Origin of the sequence: Synechococcus sp. MIT S9451, from assembly GCF_047304725.1 — a bacterium.
Classification (GTDB): Bacteria; Cyanobacteriota; Cyanobacteriia; order PCC-6307; family Cyanobiaceae; genus Synechococcus_C.
Window position 1 is genome coordinate 1782415 of the sequence record NZ_CP138971.1, and the last position, 18954, is coordinate 1801368.

Here is an 18954-nt window from a genome sequence, read left to right on the forward strand (position 1 = left end):
GTATCGCTTCAGCCCAGGGGCAGAAGATTGTGGAGCGCGATCAGGCTATGGGTTGACAGCGTGCTGGCGAGAGCATCGGTGGAAGCCTCGTAGACGTCCATCGCCACCCTGGGCCAGATGCCGATGGTGAGTGTGGGCACCAGCAGGGTGAGGCCGATCAGGAGCTCGCGCGGATTCATATCGCCCACAAAGGCCAGAGCCGGAATCCTTGGCCCGAAGAAGACGCGGCGACACATCGACAACAAATAGATGGGGGTGAGCACCAGGCCAATCGCTGCGGCAACAATCGTGATCGCGCGGAAGCCTGTCGTGAAGGTGGTTTGGCTGGTGATGCCCAGGAAGATGGTGATCTCGCTGATAAAGCCACTCATTCCAGGCAAAGCCAGGGATGCCAGTGAGCTGGCCAGGAAAAAAGCGAAGGTGATTGGCAGCACTTTCGCGAGTCCACCCATGTTTGGAATGGAGAGGGTCTTGGTGCGTTCGTAGAAGCTTCCGGTCACAAAGAACATGGCCGCGGCGATCAGGCCATGGCTGATCATCTGCAGCATCGCTCCGCTGATGCTGAGGGCGTCGATTGCTCCAATGCCGACCAGAACGAAGCCCATATGGCTGACCGAGCTACAGGCGATCCTGCGTTTGACGTTGTCTTGAGCAAAGGCATTGAGGGCGCCATAGATGATGTTGACAATCCCCAGCACGATCAGTGCAGGTGCCAACACCAGGTGGGCATCCGGCAGCATTTGCACGTTGAAGCGCAGTAAGGCATAACCGCCCATTTTGAGCAGCACTCCAGCCAGGAGCATGGAGACCGGAGCGTTGGCTTCGCCGTGGGCATCAGGCAACCAGGTATGGAGAGGGAACATCGGTAATTTCACACCGAATCCCACCAGGAAGCCCAGGTAACAGAGCAGCCCAAAGGTGCCGCCAGGAGAGCGTTGGGCCAGTTCGCTCAGGTTGAGCGTGAACTGGTCACCGGAAAGAGCCAGTGCCAGGCCGCTGATCAAGATCAGCAGTGAGGCCAGGGCTGTGTAGAGAATGAATTTTGTGGCGGCGTATTGGCGGTTCTGACCTCCCCAAACGGCGATCAGCAGATACACCGGTACCAGTTCCAGTTCCCAGGCCAGGAAGAACAAGAGGAAGTCCTGGGAGAGGAAGACCAGGGCTTGGGCGGCGGCCTGAACGAGCAGCAGGCCGAAGTAGAGCTTGGCTTTGTGTTCAACCTTCCAGCTCGCCGCCACCGAGAGCATGGTCACCAGGCCACTCAGAACCACCAGGGGCATCGATAGACCGTCGGCCCCGACTGACCATTCCAGGCCAATGGCCGGTACCCAGTTGAGACGCTCCACCAATTGGAGTGAGGGGTCCTGTGGATTGAAATGGCGGCTGAAGGCCACCAGCATCAGGGCAAAGTCGACTGCCAGAACCCCCAAGGCGAGGTTGCGGGGCCAGGGTGAGGGATTGCTCTCATCGCCCGGCAGCAGCGGCATCACCAGGGCAGCAGCTGCGGGGAGCAGGATGATCAGCGAAAGCCAGGGAAACGTGGCATCGGACGTGGCAATCAGAGGGAGATTGACGTCCATGGCATCCATCTAATGGATGTTGAACCTATCAGGGCCGCGCCCGGAACTGAGTAAATTTACTCAGATTCCTTTGGATGCCAGTGGCTGCCTGTGGTCTGGAGGTTCAGTAGTGGTGCCCGACTGGCCACACCCGCGGCTTCCCACGCCCGGACCATCGCCTGACTGACGGCGGCACCGACCTCTTCGGAGCAAAGGGCAAGAATGCTGGGGCCCGCTCCGCTGATGGCACAGCCCCACGCCCCTGCTTTGAGAGCGGCTTCGCGAACCTCCTGTCCGCCTTTGATCAGGCGCCAGCGGTAGGGCTCATGCAGTCGATCGTGCATGCCGTCTGCGATCAAATCGCCGTTGCCGGTGCGCAGTCCTTGCAAGAGAAGCGTCAGGGCACCCAGATTGACGACGGCATCCCCCAACGGAATGCTTTTGGGCATGGCCCTGCGCGCTTCGCTGGTGCTGAGTCGGATCGAGGGGATGGCCACGACCGCTTTCACCGTTGGCACCCATTCACAGCGCACAACCCGCCAGCGCTGGGATGCGGCCTTCGCCGTCATGCAGAGACCACCGAGGAGGGACGGAACCACATTGTCGGGATGCCCTTCGATATCAATCGCCAGCTCGAGCAACTTTTCGCGGCTCAGGGGCTCTCCGACTAGTGCATTGGCTCCCACCAGGCCTGCCACGATTGCTGTGGCACTACTGCCAAGCCCTCGTGCTGGGGGCACCGCCAGACGCACACGCGCTTCGAGTCCCACTGGTTCTTCACCAGCAGCTTTCCAGACCCTCTGGGCGGCTCGATAAACGAGGTTGTCGGGGCCACCCCTTAGATGACTGCCTTCCTGTCCTTCGATGATCAGCTCAAACCGTTCTCCATCTCCCTCGATCCGACGCATCGTGAACCGGTTGTTGAGATCGAGTGCGGCACCAAGGCAATCAAATCCAGGGCCGATATTGGCTGAGGTGGCAGGAACATCAACAACCACCGATTGGCCAATGCGTGGTTGCACCATCCCTGCTGTTCTGTTCAAGCCAGTGTCTCACCTGAGAGGCCGCCGCTTGACGATTTTGGCCGCCAACGTTGCTAGGTGGATTCGATCTCAGTCGCGAGATCCCGAGCTCTGCACGCTGCGCTAAATCGGCCCGCATTCGCATCGATCACAGCATGAACACGGAGCCCGTCGATGAAGGCGCGGAAGCGTCCTTTGCTGCGCATGGGTTCAAGAAAGGTGGCGGACTGCAGTCCCTTCAGGTGTTTGGCGGCGGTGCCTCCGCCAATCCATAGCCCGCCGCTGCAGAGTTCCTGCAGGGCCAGATCGCCGGCCGCTGAGCCATAAGCGCCGAGCCATAGGTCGAGAGCTTGGCGGGCCAAGGGATCACCGCTCTGTGCAGCCTGATCGGTCAGGGCCGGTAGGTCTTGGTATGCCTTTGAATCCACCGGTTGGCTGCGCCAGGCTTCAGCAGCCCTCTGCAGTGGGTGGCCGACTGCGTCCGGTTGTTGCAAGCGCCAACGCATCACATGGCCGAGGCCTGTTCCACTGACGATGCGCTCTACGGACAGGCGATCGAGGTCAAGGTCAGCCTTGAGCCATGAAGCCAGCTGCCATTCGTCCTCTGTGCGGGCAGCGAATTCGCGATGACCACCTTCGCTGGCCACGGCCAACCAACCATGCGGGCCAGGAATCCCGTGGGCCATCCCTAGCCCTGTTCCGGCACCGACAACCGCCACTGCCCCCCCCTGGGTCAAGGTTGCTGAACGAGAGGGATGCCCCCCCTGCAGAACGACCTGTTGCTGATCATCGAGATGGGGCAGGCCGTGAATGAGCACTGCAAAGTCGTTCACAAGCTCGAGATGCTTGAGTCCCGTGGCGTCACACAGCAGCGTTTCGCTCAGAACCCAAGGCAGATTGGTGAGTGTGGCGGTGCCGTTTTGCACAGGGCCGGCGACAGCAAGGCAGCTGGTCTTTGGGCGGGGAAGGTCGGCCGGCAGGCTGGAGAGGAAGTGGTGGACGATGCTTTCAAGGCAGGACCACTCTCCTGAGCGATAGCGCTGGGAATAGAGGGCTTGGAGCTGCCCTTCGCGTTGGCCGTACACCGCGAGAAGGGTTTTGGTTCCTCCCACATCGCCTGCCAGAAAGGTGTTCGCCGCCATTCCGAGGGCTGTGATGCTATTGATCCTCAGGCTGCTTGCAGGGCATGAAAACCGCAAGCAGGCACTGGGAGGTCAAGCGAAGAAATCGAGTGGAAGCGGGCCCCAAGTCATCCCGGTTTGCTCTGGGATGTTGCTGTGGCCAGAGATCAGGATGCCTTCTCCGAGTCCATGTTCCACACGGATGCGGATTAGACCATTGGATTGATTGGCCTTGAGAAACACAGGGCCAACATCCTCGGCTTCCGCCTCGATCGTCATCGCTTCCCATGAGAGGGAGCTCTCCAGGCTGCGCAAAGCATTGAGGGCGTTTTCCTTGGATGGGGCCATGATCCCCACGGTGAACCACTCAAATGACGCCATCGCGTCGTCCAGTGCGGGTCGCAATGCCGCGCGTTGGTTGTCATTCAGCTCTGGTGCCGTTCGCAGAGTGGCGAAATCCTCGAGGCATTGAATCGGGTTCTCAGTCATAACGACAGGCTCTGACTGCGGCTTTGATTGGCCTGGCAGGCCGCCTTGATCAGGACTTCGGCATCGACAAGGCCCAGATCACCATCGCGACGGCTGCGCAGGCTTGCACCACTCTGTTCGGCTTCCTTGGCTCCAATCACCGCCAAGACGGGGATCTTCATTTTTTCACCGGTGCGAATCAGTTTGCCCAGCCGTTCGCCGCTGCGGTCAACGCAGGCGCGCACACCAGCGCTGGTGAGCTGCTGGCAGAGGTCGTCGGCATAGCCCTGAACCTCGTCGGTGACGGGAAGAAGGCGGATCTGTTCCGGGGCCAGCCAGAACGGGAAGTCACCGGCATAGTTTTCGGTCATGATCCCGAAAAACCTCTCCAGGGATCCAAAAATGGCACGGTGGATCATGATCGGCCGTTGCTTCGAGCCATCGGCAGCCACGTAGTCAAGCTTGAAGCGCTCGGGCAGGTTGAAGTCGAGCTGGATGGTGGAGCATTGCCACATCCGACCAATTGCATCCTCGATCTTGAGGTCGATCTTTGGTCCGTAAAAAGCACCGCCCCCTTCATCCACCTTGTAGGCCCAGCCCTTGCGGTTCAGTGCCTCAATCAGCCCGTTGGTGGCCAGTTCCCACACGGCGTCTTCGCCGATTGATTTCTCCGGGCGGGTGGAGAGATTGATCTCGTAATTGCAGAAATCGAAGGTGGAGAGAATCCTTTCGGTCAGATCAAGGATGCGCAGAATTTCATCGCTGATTTGCTCTGGCAGGCAGAACACATGGGCATCGTCTTGCGTGAAGCCCCGAACGCGCATCAACCCGTGCATGACACCGGGACGTTCGTATCGATACACAGTGCCCAGCTCGGCCCAGCGAATGGGGAGCTCCCGGTAACTGCGCAGGGTGCTCGCGTAAGTGAGCACATGGAACGGGCAGTTCATCGGTTTGAGCTGGTATTCCCGTTCGTCAACCTGCATCGGCCCAAACATGCTTTCGCTGTAGAAGTCGAGGTGACCTGAGGTCTTCCAGAGGCTGATATCTGCAACGTGGGGTGTGTAGAGGAGTTCGTAGCCTCCATCGAAATGGGCCTGACGCCAGAAGTCTTCGATCAAGAGGCGCATGCGTGCGCCGCGCGGGTGCCAGAACACAAGTCCTGCCCCTGCTTCGTCTTCGATTGAGAACAAGTCGAGATCGGTGCCGATGCGGCGGTGATCGCGGCGCAAGGCTTCCTCTTTGCGACGGCGATGTTCAGCCAGCTGTTCAGCGGTTTCCCATGCGGTGCCGTAAATGCGTTGAAGCTGCGCCTTCGTCTCATCACCACGCCAGTAGGCGCCGGCCACACTTTCGAGCTCGAATGCCTTGGGGTTGAGTTCACTGGTATTGGCGACATGGGGTCCGGCGCAGAGGTCCCACCAGTCGTCGCCCAGGGTGTACAAGGAGATCGGTTCTTGAATCCCTGCCAGGATCTCCAGCTTGTAAGGCTCGTTCTGAGCCGTGATCTTGGCCTCTGCTTCGGCTCGATCCACCTCCAGCCGCTGAAGGGGCAGCTTGCGGTTGATGATCTTGATCATCTCCTTGCGGATCGCCTTCAGATCGGCCTCCGTGAATGGATCCGGATTGTCGAAGTCGTAGTAAAAGCCGCTCTCGGTCCAGGGGCCGATCGTGACCTGCGCCTTGGGGAAAAGCTTCTGTACCGCCATGGCCATCACGTGGCTCATGGAGTGGCGGATGCGCAGCAGCGTTTCGCTTTCGCTGGTTTTAGGCAGCACCACCGTTTCGTTCGGGGGAAGGGCGGTTACTGCTGTGCTGCTCACCGGTACTTGCATGTCAGCCGCCATCTTATGGGCGTGTCATGCAGCTCTATGGAATCGACGTCGTCTGGCTCCGAAGAGCCTCGCAGGGATGAGCAGGCTGAGGCGCTGCTTCGGTCATTGCTCGACTCATTGCTCAAAGACTTCAGCGACTGTTTCAACCGTGGGGAGCAATTGTTGGCGGTCTGCCCGGATCAGGTGATGGACCCTGAGCAGCGCCTGGCCATGGCCGAACGCCTTGTCGAGGGGCGCAAGGCGATTACAGCGACCCGTGCCCTTCTGGAGGCATCCCCTGAGGCGATGGCTGTCTCAATGGGGGCGATGTCTCCCTGGCATCAGCTGATGACCGAGGTGTGGTCGCTCTCGGCGCGGATCTCAGAACAGCTGAATTAAGACTGCAGCATTCGTTGCAGTCGAATGAGGGTGGAGAACGTTGATCGGGGCCGTTGGCCCTGCAGGCTCATGCCCCTAGACGGATCTGACGCAGATTGTCCGAGTAGAACTTCGCAAGCTCTGCATGGCTCTTGACCGGCTGGCCATAGGCGCTGGAGCCCGCATGGGTGGGAAACGAGGCCCATTCCGGCGCTAGGCGATGCATCGCAGTTTTGGTCAGGCCGTTGCTGTCAACTTCCTCGAGCGCACCGCGTCGCTCAATCAAGCGCAGCGCCGCTTGATCCTGGTGCTTTGGTTCAAAGCTGGTGAGCTGGAGTTCGGTGGCAACAATCCGCCATGTGGAAGGCAGAAACTGATAGGCACCGGCTGCGGCACTGGCGTATCGCTTCACCACCACCCGATCGGGGTGGCGGGAAAGGTCAGCGAACTGGCCTCCTCCATAAAGAGTTTTGTAGCCGAGGTCTTTGCCGTCCTTCCAAGTGCCTTCCGCATAACGGATGGTGTTCAGAAGAGCCCTGCGTTCTGGGGTGATTCGGTAATGACCAACACTGAGTTCAGCGCGGACGCTCTGATCCTCTGCTTGCAGATGGGCCTTGACTGCTTCGGCTTGAGCCAGGCGTCCGTCGGAGCGCTCAGCTTGCAAGGCCTGTCCTGTGACCAGGACAGTTCCGATGACTCCGGCTACAGGAAGCAGGTGCATCCGGCGGTCAGCATTGAAAACGCGACCGAGAATGTTGGGCATCCATGCTTGCAAGGGTCCGGGCACACAGTCCGTTCAAGGGCCCATCACGATGCAGACCCGAGGGGTTCGGATGCGAGTGGTCTGGGACCGGTCTTGACGGGAGTCTTGGCATGTGTTTAAGCACTTATTCTTAGGCCGCACAGGAGCTTGGACCCATGGGACCCATGGCTGTCACTGGGGTGGGCTCCAATGGCCTGGCTGAGAATGCTTCAAGCTCTCAGGAAGTTTTAATCATTAGCGCAGCTTTTCTGAAGCTCCTGCACTGATTAGCTCCCAGTGGTCTGATCCGTGCAGTTCAGTGGAAATGGGCTGATCAGGGGGTGCCCAAAAACCCCAGGCTGCTCCGCACTCTTGCCACCGTCGCTTCCGCCACAGCATTGGCGCGATCGCGGCCGTCGACCAGAACACGGTTGAGTTCGGCGCGGTCTTGGATCAGTTCGCGGTAGCGAGTCTGGATCGGTTCCAGGGCCGTGACGGCAGCCTCCGCCAGCAGCGGTTTGAATTTGCCCCAACCCATCTCGGCGCATTCTTCGGCGGCGGCTTGGCGCCCCTTGCCACTGAGAATGGCGTAAAGACCCAGCAGGTTCTCCGTCTCCGGGCGCTCGGGGTTATCGAACTCAAGCCCCATCTGGGGATCAGTTTTGGCGCGTTTGATCTTCTTGGTGATCAATTCAGGAGCATCGAGCAAGGCAATCCGGCTGCCCTCGTTGGGGTCGCTTTTGCTCATTTTGCTGCGACCATCCGTCAGGCTCATCACCCTGGCCCCTTCCTTGAGGATCAAGGGCTTGGGCACCTTCAGCACTGGAGCATCGTCGCTGCCGAAGCGGGCGTTGATGCGCTGTTGGGCGATGTCGCGGGCCAGTTCGAGATGCTGTTTCTGGTCTTCTCCCACCGGCACCAGATCGGCGTCATAGAGAAGAATGTCGGCGGCCATCAAAACCGGATAGTCCAGAAGACCAACGGACACGTTGTCCCCTTGTTTCACCGCCTTTTCCTTGAACTGAATCATCCGCTCGACCCAGTTGAGCGGCGTGACGCAATTCAGCAGCCAACACAGTTCGGCATGGGCCTGAACGTGGCTCTGAACGAACACCGTGCTGCACTTCGGGTCAATGCCGCAGGCCAGATACAGAGCCGCTGTGCTGAGGGTGTCCTCGGCCAGGCGGTGGGGATCATGCGGAACGGTGATCGCATGGAGATCGACGACACAAAAAAAGGTGTCGTGATCATGCTGAAGCTCCACCCAGTTGCGGATGGCGCCCAGCCAATTGCCCAGATGGAGTGCACCGGTGGGCTGGACGCCGGAAAGAACCCGCGACTGGACCATTGATTACTCCTGGTTGGCTTGTGCTTCTTCGGTAGGGGCGTCGCTGTCTACAGAGCTGTCAACAGGGCTGGCAACACTGGCTTCGATCGTGGCTTCGCTCTCGGGTGCCTCGCTGGCTGGCGCAGCAACCTCAGGTTCTGGGGCGTCCACGCTTTCCTCCACAGGCGCCTGCTGTGGTTTGGCCGGCCGGGCAAACGGATCAGGCCGATCACCGCCTCTGCCACCGCCGCCTCTGCCAGTGTCGCCGCGATGGCCACCATCTCCTCGGCTACCACCCCTGCCACCTTCACTACGACGTCCGCCGCCTCGGGGGGCACGGGAACGCTCCTGTTCGATCAGGGCATCCAACTGGCCATCTTCGAGCATCTGGCCGAGGCTCCGCACCGCAAAGCCCAGCACCGAAACAGTGGAACGCAGGTTGAAGGCTTCTTGAAGAGCACGCACGGAGCGCATCTCGTTATCACTCAGGCGGATGCGGAAGCCGCCACCTTCGCGATTCCCGGCCCCGCGACGGCGACCACCATCGCGTCCGCCATCACGGCCACCTTCACCCTGTCCCCCATTTTGTTGGGAATCTCCGTAGGAATCAGTCATGGCCCGTGGCCTGCAGTCAGGCGCAAGTGTGACGCATCACAGGGGGGGAGTCGGTACTTGATAGCGCCGCCCTGACGACCGGCCCAATCAGCCGTGGGTGCCTCGAAAGGTGATCTGTTGCTCGGCGTAGTCCTTCGGTTCCAAGTGGATGGTGCATCGAACTGGGCCGAAGCGCGTTTCTAGTTGCTCCTCAACGCGCTCGGTGATGCCGTGGGCAGTGGGCAGATCGTCGGTGTCAACGACCATATGCATATCGATAAAGACTCGCTGTCCCAAGACGCCACGGCTGGCAATGTCGTGGCAGTTGAGCACTCCAGGAACAGCCATGGCCTGTTCATGGATGGCTTCAGGTGCGATCGCAATGTGATCAACGAGCCATGGAAGGTTGGTCCGCACCACCTGCGAGCACACCCTGATCAGAAGTAGGGCGAGTGGAGCCGCTAGAGCCACATCGAGCCAGTTCAGTCGGAACCACCAGGCACCTGTCAGTCCCACGAGCACGATCACAGTGGTCCATATGTCACTGGTGGTGTGCTTTGCATCGGCGAGTAGCAGCGGACTCTTCAGTCGCTTGCCCTCCCGACGTTCGTAGAGGGCTAGAGCGAGATTGAAGCCCAGAACAAGGCACAGCAGCAGGAGTTCCTGGCCGCTCAGGCGGAGGGGCGGCACGCCTTCCATGAACCGTTCGCCGGCCTTCAGCAGGATCTCGATCGCCGTGAACAGGATGAAGCCTGCAATGGCGAGGGCCCCAACGCCTTCGTATTTGTCGTGGCCGTAGGGATGATCACGATCCGGTCTTGGATCAGAAAGGCCGTTGGTGATCAGGCCCATCAGGCTTGAGAGGGCGTCTGTGGCGCTGTGCATCGCATCAGCCACCACTGCCAGCGAGCCACTCAGCACACCAATGGTGAGCTTCAGGCCGGTCATGCTCAGGTTGATGAACAGTGCTGTCACCAGCACTCTTTTCACATCCTTGCGTCGATCGGTTCCGGCGGGGTGGCTCGCCATTGAGAGCTGCACTCACTGCATCAACTTATGGAGTCCCACGCCGTGCGTCTGCTGCCGGGGGGCGGATTGCTCTCTGCCTCGCTTCTGCAACGCCCACTGGTCGGCTTGCCGAGGGTGAGCTAGGAAGACGACACTTCTGGCCCGTTCCGCATGCTTCCGGTGCCGTCAATCGGCTCCCTCCTCGCCCAGCCGAGGCTCCTGCGTGGCATCGCTGTGGCAGGAGGGGGATTTCTGGTGGCGCAGTGGGCTCTGGCAGACGTGTTCCACGTGCCTGGGGGTGGCTTCGGGTTGCTGGCAGTGGGTGGCGGCATCTGGTGGCTGAGCCGGCCTGCAAAGGCACCTGCCTTTCAGTCCCCAGCTTCAGTGCAGGGATGGTTGAAGCGCTGTGATGCAGTGCTTGACCAATTCGATGCTCTTGAAGAGCTTGCCGGCACGGCTGCAAGCCGTGACCAACGTCAGCGCGCGCTTGACCAGGTCGTGGAGCGTTCCGGCCCTCTGACAGTTGCAGTGGTGGGATCGGAAGGGGTGGCTTTGCCAGAGAGCCAGGCACTCCAGCAAGCGCTGAGTGGGCGCCATGCCCTCAACCTTTGTGTCGGACATCCTCTCCCCAGCGTCAGTGATAGCTGGGCTTGGCCTCTCACGATTCAGCAACAAGATGCGTTGCTGTTCATCCTTCCTCTACCGCTTCGTGCGGCAGATCTCTTGCGTCTGCAGGAGGTGCCGTTGCGCCAGCCGGCCTGGCTGGCTGTGAATCGTGCGGAGCTTGAGGGGGATTGGGACGCTGCTCACCAGGCTTTGCTGGCCCAGTTGCCAGACCGTTGGCATCAACGCTTGCTGGTTTGGGATGGGTCGCCCGATCAGCTCAGGTCCCTTCTGCTGCCGATTCGACAGCTGCTTCAGCAACCCAACCTTGGTCTCGATCTGACCCGTCAACGGTTGCTGGAGGCCCTGCATCGCGATTGGCAGGCGGAGCTGGAAAGCCTGCGGCGTCAACGCTTCCGTGGGTTGCTTCAACGCAGCCAGTGGCTCGTGGCAGGAGCTGTTGTCGCCTCACCTTTACCCAGCACTGATTTGCTTGCTGTGGCCGTGGGAAATGGCTTGATGCTGAGTGAAATGGGTTCGATCTGGGGTTGCCGTTGGACGCCCGATGTTCTGCAGGTGGCGGCCAAGCATCTTGCGGCTGCGGCCCTTGCACAGGGGGTGGTGGAGTGGAGTGGTCAGGCTTTGCTGGGTCTGGCCAAGTTGGAGGGTGGCAGTTGGATGGCGGCTGGAATGATGCAGGGCCTCAGTGCTGCCTATCTCACCAGGGTTGTGGGTGTCTCCATGGCTGATTGGATGGCCCTCAATGCCGGTGTGGCAAAGCCAGATCTGGAGCTGTTGAAGCAACAAGCTCCCTTACTTGTGGCGAAGGCTTCGGAACAGGAGCGACTGAATTGGCAGGGATTCCTTCAACAGGCCGGTCGCTGGATGCAGGGCCAAACATCAGCAAAAACAGCATGATTAACATTGCTTCATGAACTCTTCATGAAGCTCTTCATGAAGGAAGTTTGCGCAATGACTCGAAGTTTTTAAATCTGGCAAAAAACAATCGGCCCTCCATAGGCTTAGGCCCTGCCCTTATGTCTGTTGAAGGCATTTAGGTCAGGTCCCGTCCTCCTTGTTTCGTCATGGCTACTGCCATTCGCAGCGGTCGCTCCAGTACCTGGGCAAACTTTTGTCAGTGGGTCACCTCCACCAATAACCGCATTTATGTGGGTTGGTTCGGTGTGCTGATGATCCCCACCCTTCTGGCGGCCACCATCTGCTTCATCATTGCCTTTATCGCCGCTCCTCCGGTTGATATCGACGGCATCCGTGAGCCCGTTGCCGGCTCATTCATCTATGGAAACAACATCATCTCTGGTGCTGTTATTCCTTCCAGCAATGCCATCGGCTTGCATTTCTATCCCATTTGGGAAGCGGCTTCTCTTGATGAGTGGCTGTACAACGGCGGTCCTTACCAGCTGTGCATCTTCCACTTCCTGATTGGCATTTCTGCCTACATGGGGCGTCAGTGGGAACTCTCCTACCGCCTCGGCATGCGTCCGTGGATCTGCGTTGCTTACAGCGCTCCGCTGTCTGCTGCCTTCGTGGTGTTCCTGATCTACCCCTTTGGTCAGGGTTCCTTCTCTGACGGCATGCCACTGGGCATCTCTGGCACCTTCAACTTCATGTTGGTGTTCCAGGCTGAGCACAACATCCTGATGCACCCCTTCCACATGCTTGGTGTGGCTGGTGTCTTCGGTGGTTCACTGTTCTCCGCCATGCACGGCTCCCTGGTGACCTCCTCCCTGGTCCGCGAGACCACCGAGAGCGAGTCCCAGAACTACGGCTACAAGTTCGGCCAAGAGGAAGAGACCTACAACATCGTGGCTGCCCACGGTTACTTCGGTCGCCTGATCTTCCAATACGCCTCGTTCAACAACAGCCGCAGCCTGCACTTCTTCTTGGGTGCTTGGCCTGTGGTCGGCATCTGGTTCACGTCCATGGGCATCGGCACCATGGCCTTCAACCTGAACGGTTTTAACTTCAACCAATCCATCCTTGATTCTCAGGGACGGGTTGTGAATACCTGGGCTGATGTGCTGAACCGTGCCAACCTCGGCATGGAAGTGATGCACGAGCGCAACGCTCACAACTTCCCCCTCGACCTGGCTGCTGTGGAGTCCACTCCTGTGGCTCTGCAAGCACCTGCCATCGGTTGATCGGAACAGCCTTTGGCTGAAGTCTCCAAGCGATTCAGCGCAAGCTGAATCGGAAAGCCCCCGCCGCTAGGTGGGGGCTTTTTCATGGGCATGAGTCTTTCTCTCGCCGTGTTCTGTTGATCGGTCTTTCTGCCATCGTGATCTTGAACAACACAGCAGTCATGCTGCTGCTGTTGTTGGCTTCAATCCCATTGGAGACCAATCCCAATTGAGTTGTGGCATCTGCTCCGTTCACAGAGATTCTGAACAACTCGAGGCCCTCGAGATCTGGCGCAGTGAGAGATGGCTCATGCGTCATCACCCCCTGCCGGCGCCCTTGTCGGGGTGGTGTCTGTTGGATTCTCGTCGCCACCTTGGCGGACCCGCCGACTTCTGGCCGGAGGAAGCGCGTGAATGGGGGCTGATTGTGCAACGTGCCTCCCAGTTGGTGAAGCAGGTGAGTGGTTGTGACCGGGTTTATGTGATCGCCTTTGGTGAGGGTGCTCGTCACCTTCACCTTCATCTGATTCCCCGCTTCGGCAGCGACCCGCTGACGCAAGCCTGGTGCGTCGCCGATCTTTATCGAGAGGTGGAGCGTGGCCAACGGCCTGGGGCTGATCCCGATCTGTTCAGATCCTGGATGACCCGTGCCAGGGAGGTGGCTGATGCCCTCATGGCTGGAACACCTAACAGCGTTGAGCGCCTTTGAATGGGAGGCGATGGTATGCCCTTCCAGATAGGGCTTCAGCATGAGGGCAACGCCAGCCAGGGCTGGGGCTGATCCCACTCCTTTGCCTGAATCGCTCGCACGAGTCTCTTCCTGGCTGGGTGATGGTGCGATGCAAGCCGATGAGCCGTTGGTTGTTTTGGCTCGGGCGCGATTGGCCTCAACCCAAAAAAAAAAGAGCCTCCCCTCAGAAGACTCCCAGGCACGACGCTCGGCCCCCTCAGGCCGACTAGGTAATTGTGCTGTGTCTTGCTGAGGGCGAACGTCTTTAAAGGCACTGTTTTGGTGAAAGCTGGCCTTTCTGGGAGAAGACTATGGACGACTCTTTGCGACAACCCTGCTCATCAACAGCGGACGCCTGGGTCGAGGTTGGCGGGGTGCCTTGGCCTTATCGCTTCAAGGCAGATCAGCAGGAACCCGTGTTGTCAATTCACGGCTTCCGCCTGCCTGAACGCAAACCAGCCAAGAAAAAGGGCCCCAGGCTCCAAACACCTAAGGCCTTAGTGACCCCGTCCCTGAGGCCCTGCATGTAGAAATGTAACGGTTTCGTTCTGCTTCTGTGAGCGGCGGCTTTGGGCTTCAGGGCGCGACGGTGGGAAGTGACCCTTTCAGGGTCTTTTCGCTCGCACCCAATGAATCGCTTCGGATCAAGCAAAGCGTCTCCATCTCGTCGGTAATCAATCGATAGGAGAATTGATTTTGTTGCGACAGGTATTTGGCTAACGAGACGGCTTCATTGATTTCCAGGTCAAAGGCGAGGTTGGTCCAGCCACTGGGAGTTAGCTTTTGAAGTCGGATCATGATTCTGTGCAGTCGATAGGCATAGGTTTGAGGTATCGCGGCGCAATGCATGAAAGGCATTGATTCATTTCGGGATCATGCTGATATCGCACCCTTTTGACCTGTTGATGGGAATAGATGTGAGAAATGGGTATCAGTTGCAACAACTTGGTGTTGACGCGACTGATTTCAGTCTTGTTCGGGGTGTTGCTTGAATTGAATCAGTACGCCCAGAAAACCATTCATCGGCAAGCATGACTGTTCTTGCGATGAGATCTGCCTGCAATCATCGTTTGGATGATCGCAGGCATGCATGATTGGAGAGGGCCTTGGTTGCGTCGCTTCAGGTCGTTAGCTTCAGCGATGGCTCGATCTCATTGCTGGGAATGGTCGCCCGCTGGGTTGGCAGGCAGGCGCTCGGCGATGGCCATCCTTTTGGGCCTCTGACGACGAACTCAATACAGTTGTTCTTCGGCGTTAGCGCTCACTTTGCAGTCGCTGGTGGGATAGGCGACACAGAGCAGCGCAAATCCTGCTTCGATCTGGTCGTCGTCGAGGAAGCTCTGATCACTTTGATCGACAGAACCAGTCATCACTTTGCCGGCACAAGTCGAGCAGGCTCCTGCACGGCATGAATATGGGAGGTCCAGTCCTTTCTCTTCTGCTGCATCGAGGATGTATTGGTCATCGGGACAGTCGAAGACTGTTTCTTGGCCTTCGCTGAGAATGGTCACCTTGTAGTTGGCCATGTCGATATGGAGAAGTCCCTTGGTTCTAACCTCGTCAAAATTGCGTGGAAGGGATCGATGATCATTTCGACACGTGAACGAAGCGATGTGATTTAAGGCACACTCTTTGTGGGGCTCGAGCAATGGCTAAATCCTGTCCTTAATGCTCAAGCCCTGTGATCTGTGTCTGGGGTTCTGTGCGTCAGCAGTGAGAACAGAGGGAACTCTTCCGGGGAAAGCTCCTAGATCTGGCGTCGCGAGGGCCTGGTTACCACGGTGAACGCATCCGAGTGAGGTCCGACGCCCTTGCAGGAGAACAACAGCAGCGCACCGCAGTCGCAGCACTGCAGGCCAACGCATGGGTTCGAGGATTTCATATCGAAAGGTTGCCGCTTGTGCTGTTGCCACCTGCTTCAGGCAGGCTGTCAGCGTTCATCAGACTGTGAGTAATGCCTCTGCTGTTTGCCTCTCAGACGTCTCCTGGCGGCCCAACTGTGATCCTGCCCGCCCTGCTGATTGCCGGCATTCTGGTGGCCTTGTCGCAGGCCTTCGTGCCGAAAGATGATCAGTAAGGTCCGAAGCGTGTAACGCATTCGGCGCCACACCATGCTCCCAGGCGTGCTGCCTCAGCTGGCGTCCACCCAGCTGCCAGTCCGGCTGTTACGCCTGCGGCAAAACTATCTCCACATCCATACGAGTCAACAGGCTCATGGGTGGGGGTGCATGCTGCATAACGACCGCCTGGCTTGAGATCACCCCCTTGCTCTCCTTCGGTCCTGATCGTGAGCTGAGGAGCAGGCTGTAAAGCATCCTCTGGCACTTGTTCGCTCGGATCGAGTGCGCTGCCGATCAGGGCATCAATTCCAACGCCTGCCTCTTGCAGCACGCCTATCGAGAGGCGGGGCGTTGCGGTGAGCAGGGAACATCGTCGTGCGCGCTGCAGGCCGGCAGCATCGGTGGCTGAGACAAACACGCCATCACAGCTGGAGAGAAGCTCCCAGGGCAAGTCATCGCTTGCAAGCGGGCTATGGCGCTCACCAATCACGGTGATTGCTCGATCACCCCCCCTCTCCACAAGGCTGATGCCGCGTCGGCTTGGTGCATCTCGCCAGGCGACGAGCGGGTCGACGCCCAGCTCACGCAGACGTTCGATGCTGCGTTCGCCGATTGCATCCCGGCCGAGAGCTGTAAAAAAGGACACCCGTCGCCCCGTGAGCCGCGCCAGCTGGACCGCGACGACTGCTCCGGCTCCCGCAGGTTCCTCCAGAGATTGATGGGCACGGCCCACGCGTCCCGGCCGGGGCAAGGCGTCGACCTGCAGAAAGGTCACCCACTCCTGATGGCCGACGACGGCCAGCTTGAGGGGCGGCAGGTTCAGCCCATGGTCAGCGTGATTCGCCGCCATCAGGGAATCGGCAGCATCGATTTGGCTGCATTCCGCAGCTGCACATTGATCTTTCCGTTCACTTGGTTGACATCGATGCCACCACTCACGTCCACTTGAACGGGTTGATCCTGGCTCGTTCCCACGAGAACGGGACCTGCGTCTTCACCCTGCACGCTGACCGGATCTCTGACCGCATCCACCGTGACGTTGCCGGCAATGTCGACATCGCCTTTGACGTCGACCTGCCCTTGCACCGGCAAGGTGTCGGCGGCTTGGATTTGGAGAGCCTCCGCCCCTTGAATGCTCACGGGTTGGCGCAGGGAATCGATCTTGAGATCACCGACCAAGCGCACCGGGAAGGGTTGGTCTTGTGACAGAGCAATGGGGATGGGTTCCCGCAAAATTTGAATGGCCGCCACGGCGAGAGCCCAAGCGCTCAGCACCAAGGCCAGAGGCCATCGGCAAGCCATGGCCAACGTGAACCAAGAAGCGGTCGGCGCAGTTGAAGTCCCTTTGACCTCGGACATGCTTGGTCTCCGCGGCAAACAACGGTGATGGACCGGTTGTACAGGCTTGTCGCCCTCTCCACCGCATTTATGCGCTGATCGTTGCAGCTCTGCCGAGATTGCAAATCAGCGCTTAGAGCTCGTATTCCTCTTCGAAGTTGGCCAGCAATCCGTTGTAAAGCGCCAAGGTGCCCTCGCTTTCCTCGGTAAAGCCCTCGAGTTTGTAGAGCTCTTCCAGGTGTTTGGCAGCGAGGTGGACCTGGGCAAATGCTTCGGCGTATTCGTTTTGGATGTCTTCTTCGGTGATGTCGCGGATCATCGCTGAGATGAACTCCACCTTCTTTTGTGCAGCGGCAATCTCCGCTTCCATCTCTTTATTGAGCTTGCGCCTCTTTCGGGCCATCCCTGGGTTGTCGCGAAGGGTCAGGCTACGCCCGACCCGCCCGACAACAGGGTGCTAGAGGACTGTTCAGAAGCAGAAGGGAAGCATCTTTGTGCTGCAGGCTGCATAGCCATCCACCAGAGGTCCAAGGCCGATCTGATGGAGTATTCCCTGGCCGGTAAGCCCTTCCACGATCACTCCGATCACGAAGCCGAGCATGGCGGCACGGCCGTTAAAGAGCTCGACCTTGCGCAGCTGGTCGGCATGAATGGATCGGGCTGCACTGTCTTGGAACCATTTCTCTGTGGCTTGCTGGTTGGCCATGTTGAGATGTCGAATTATTTACAAATGTAACAGACCTTTGCGGGATCGGCCCCTTCTCCTAGGCCTTTTTGTAAGTGACTGGTCTTCTTCTGTTTGGGTAAAGCTCTCGGCAGAGCGGGCAGGTGGTGCCGTTGCAGCCACGCGCTGTGCAGTGTTCTCGTCCGTAGAAAATGATCTGCAGATGCAGTCGATTCCAGGCGTCTTCTGGAAACAGCCTCTTCAGGTCTTGCTCGGTGCGCTGAACGCTGTCGCCTGAGCTGAGCCCCCAGCGTTGGGCCAGACGATGAATGTGCGTGTCAACGGGGAAGGCGGGAACCCCGAAGGCCTGGGCCATCACCACGCTGGCCGTTTTGTGGCCAACCCCGGGGAGTGCCTCGAGTTGCTCAAAGCTTGCGGGCACTTCGCTGTTGTGGGCGACCACAAGGATCTGGGCCAGCTTTTTGACGTTTCGTGCTTTTGTTTTGGCTAGGCCCAGCTGACGGATGTGGTGGCGGATCGTGTCTTCCTCGAGGCCGGCCATGGCCTGCGGGGTGGGTCCCGCAGCGAATAGCGCGGGTGTGACTTCGTTCACTTTTTTGTCAGTGCACTGGGCGCTGAGCAGAACGGCGATCAGCAGCGTGAAAGGGTCGCTGTGGTCAAGGGGGATCGGTGGTTCTGGGTAGGCCTCGTTCAGCCGTTGGAGGACGTGGTTGGCCCGCTCTCGTTGTCTCAAGGGTTGCGCGCCACGACAGGGGCGGACCCTAGGGCCACAGGCCGCTTGCGAGGCTTTGTGTAGCAATCGCTACCGTTTTTAACTTCCATTAAGGCTTGCCGCTCTGTTTTGCGTGCTGCTGTTGCGGCGATCCAGAGTGTTGTTGCCGAGGAAGACGTATGACCAACGCAGGTAATCCCCGTCGAGGAACCAGCCTGAAGTGGGAATCCAATGGTGAGCTGGCAGGCTCTGATCTTCGCCACATCCTTCAGCGGCTCCAGGATGCTGACCCCAAGGCTCAGGGCCTCAACAGCTGCGAGTTCGGCTGTGAGCTATCCAGCCACAGCTCCCAGCAGCCGCCTGCCTGAGGCGTTCGTCAGACTGTTCTCTCGGATCGGTATATGGCCTCTCAACGCAGATCCAGTCAGCGGGATGATTCCAGCGACGCCTTCGCCCGGATCCTGAAGCGGGAGGAGAAGGACCTTGAACAGTCCAAGGCGAAGCCTCCCTCGTCCCCTTCAGGAGACTGCGACTCTGCTCCTGTGGCGGATGATCCGATCGACCCGATCAGTGACCTTTATCGGCAGCACAGCCATCAGCAATCGATGGAAGGGGGCTGAGCCGCCTCTTCACAGCAGCATCGTCAGAGCGG

23 protein-coding genes are annotated in these 18954 nt (G+C 59.0%); 7 read left to right on the forward strand and 16 right to left on the reverse strand.

The genetic code is table 11. The features are described from left to right. Positions 1-8: 8 nt before the first annotated feature. The 5 genes from SIB72_RS09235 to thrS form a co-directional block, all read right to left on the reverse strand. Positions 9-1580 (reverse strand): NAD(P)H-quinone oxidoreductase subunit 4, encoded by a 1572-nt coding sequence (locus SIB72_RS09235; protein ID WP_413743699.1) that lies wholly within the window; start codon positions 1578-1580, stop codon positions 9-11. Between the two features lie 56 nt (positions 1581-1636). After that, entirely contained in the window at positions 1637-2584 is a 948-nt protein-coding gene (gene thrB / locus SIB72_RS09240) for a homoserine kinase (protein ID WP_115120834.1), read from the reverse strand. Positions 2585-2655: 71 nt separating this feature from the next. Beyond that, complete coding sequence (locus SIB72_RS09245) at positions 2656-3723, reverse strand: glucokinase (protein WP_413743700.1); 1068 nt, start codon at positions 3721-3723, stop codon at positions 2656-2658. 72 nt (positions 3724-3795) lie between these two features. Beyond that, positions 3796-4191, reverse strand: a complete 396-nt coding sequence (locus SIB72_RS09250; RefSeq protein ID WP_413743701.1) for a DUF1824 family protein — start codon at positions 4189-4191, stop codon at positions 3796-3798. Continuing rightward, positions 4188-6017 carry a threonine--tRNA ligase gene (gene thrS, locus SIB72_RS09255; protein ID WP_413743702.1) on the reverse strand — a complete coding sequence of 610 codons (1830 nt, stop codon included), beginning with the start codon at positions 6015-6017 and terminating at the stop codon, positions 4188-4190. The genes SIB72_RS09250 and thrS overlap by 4 nt, the downstream gene beginning before the upstream one ends. Before the next feature lie 24 nt (positions 6018-6041). On the opposite strand from thrS, the gene SIB72_RS09260 reads away from it, so the two are divergent. Next, the gene (locus SIB72_RS09260) at positions 6042-6383 is read left to right on the forward strand and encodes a DUF2605 family protein (RefSeq protein ID WP_115120838.1); all 342 of its coding nucleotides are present in this window, start codon (positions 6042-6044) and stop codon (positions 6381-6383) included. A 67-nt stretch (positions 6384-6450) separates the two neighbouring features. Here the strand turns inward: SIB72_RS09260 and SIB72_RS09265 are convergent, their stop codons facing one another. The 4 genes from SIB72_RS09265 to SIB72_RS09280 all read right to left on the reverse strand — a co-directional run bounded on the left by SIB72_RS09265 (position 6451) and on the right by SIB72_RS09280 (position 10054). Further along, positions 6451-7083 carry an endolysin gene (locus tag SIB72_RS09265; protein WP_413745089.1) on the reverse strand — a complete coding sequence of 211 codons (633 nt, stop codon included), beginning with the start codon at positions 7081-7083 and terminating at the stop codon, positions 6451-6453. 355 nt (positions 7084-7438) lie between these two features. Next, a complete protein-coding gene (gene trpS / locus SIB72_RS09270; protein ID WP_115120839.1) occupies positions 7439-8452 on the reverse strand; it encodes a tryptophan--tRNA ligase in 1014 nt (337 codons plus the stop codon). 3 nt (positions 8453-8455) lie between these two features. Then, a complete protein-coding gene (locus tag SIB72_RS09275; protein WP_413743703.1) occupies positions 8456-9046 on the reverse strand; it encodes a hypothetical protein in 591 nt (196 codons plus the stop codon). An 87-nt stretch (positions 9047-9133) separates the two neighbouring features. Further along, on the reverse strand, positions 9134-10054 hold the full coding sequence (locus tag SIB72_RS09280; protein ID WP_115120841.1) for a cation diffusion facilitator family transporter: 921 nt from the start codon (positions 10052-10054) through the stop codon (positions 9134-9136). A gap of 150 nt (positions 10055-10204) precedes the next feature. Here SIB72_RS09280 and SIB72_RS09285 point away from each other — a divergent pair, with 150 nt between their 5' ends. From SIB72_RS09285 to SIB72_RS09295, 3 genes are all read left to right on the forward strand, one after another. Next, on the forward strand, positions 10205-11554 hold the full coding sequence (locus tag SIB72_RS09285) for a DUF697 domain-containing protein (protein WP_413743704.1): 1350 nt from the start codon (positions 10205-10207) through the stop codon (positions 11552-11554). Positions 11555-11721: 167 nt separating this feature from the next. Then, positions 11722-12798, forward strand: coding sequence for a photosystem II q(b) protein (gene psbA, locus SIB72_RS09290; protein ID WP_413743705.1), 1077 nt, complete (start codon positions 11722-11724; stop codon positions 12796-12798). Between the two features lie 334 nt (positions 12799-13132). Beyond that, entirely contained in the window at positions 13133-13486 is a 354-nt protein-coding gene (locus SIB72_RS09295; protein WP_413743706.1) for an HIT family protein, read from the forward strand. 597 nt (positions 13487-14083) lie between these two features. Here SIB72_RS09295 and SIB72_RS09300 read toward each other — a convergent pair. After that, a complete protein-coding gene (locus SIB72_RS09300) occupies positions 14084-14365 on the reverse strand; it encodes a hypothetical protein (RefSeq protein WP_413743707.1) in 282 nt (93 codons plus the stop codon). A 374-nt stretch (positions 14366-14739) separates the two neighbouring features. Continuing rightward, the gene (locus SIB72_RS09305) at positions 14740-15033 is read right to left on the reverse strand and encodes a ferredoxin (protein ID WP_115120848.1); all 294 of its coding nucleotides are present in this window, start codon (positions 15031-15033) and stop codon (positions 14740-14742) included. Positions 15034-15461: 428 nt separating this feature from the next. Between SIB72_RS09305 and SIB72_RS09310 the strand changes: the two genes are divergently transcribed. Next, entirely contained in the window at positions 15462-15584 is a 123-nt protein-coding gene (locus SIB72_RS09310) for a hypothetical protein (protein ID WP_256359591.1), read from the forward strand. Here the strand turns inward: SIB72_RS09310 and SIB72_RS09315 are convergent. The 5 genes from SIB72_RS09315 to nth form a co-directional block, all read right to left on the reverse strand. Continuing rightward, positions 15578-16417: a PfkB family carbohydrate kinase gene (locus SIB72_RS09315; RefSeq protein ID WP_413743708.1), complete on the reverse strand. Its 840-nt coding sequence runs from the start codon at positions 16415-16417 to the stop codon at positions 15578-15580. The two genes, SIB72_RS09310 and SIB72_RS09315, sit on opposite strands and share 7 nt — an antisense overlap. Then, complete coding sequence (locus SIB72_RS09320; protein ID WP_413743709.1) at positions 16417-16869, reverse strand: hypothetical protein; 453 nt, start codon at positions 16867-16869, stop codon at positions 16417-16419. Before SIB72_RS09320 ends, SIB72_RS09315 begins: the two co-directional genes overlap by 1 nt. Positions 16870-17038: 169 nt before the next feature. Further along, positions 17039-17308, reverse strand: a complete 270-nt coding sequence (locus SIB72_RS09325) for a hypothetical protein (RefSeq protein ID WP_115120851.1) — start codon at positions 17306-17308, stop codon at positions 17039-17041. A 66-nt stretch (positions 17309-17374) separates the two neighbouring features. Next, positions 17375-17611 (reverse strand): chlorophyll a/b-binding protein, encoded by a 237-nt coding sequence (locus SIB72_RS09330; protein ID WP_413743710.1) that lies wholly within the window; start codon positions 17609-17611, stop codon positions 17375-17377. Positions 17612-17669: 58 nt separating this feature from the next. Next, positions 17670-18323 carry an endonuclease III gene (gene nth, locus SIB72_RS09335; RefSeq protein ID WP_413743711.1) on the reverse strand — a complete coding sequence of 218 codons (654 nt, stop codon included), beginning with the start codon at positions 18321-18323 and terminating at the stop codon, positions 17670-17672. Positions 18324-18481: 158 nt separating this feature from the next. Here nth and SIB72_RS09340 point away from each other — a divergent pair, with 158 nt between their 5' ends. Beyond that, positions 18482-18670 (forward strand): hypothetical protein, encoded by a 189-nt coding sequence (locus SIB72_RS09340; RefSeq protein ID WP_115120854.1) that lies wholly within the window; start codon positions 18482-18484, stop codon positions 18668-18670. Positions 18671-18703: 33 nt separating this feature from the next. Then, positions 18704-18922, forward strand: coding sequence for a hypothetical protein (locus SIB72_RS09345; RefSeq protein ID WP_413743712.1), 219 nt, complete (start codon positions 18704-18706; stop codon positions 18920-18922). Positions 18923-18954 lie beyond the last annotated feature (32 nt).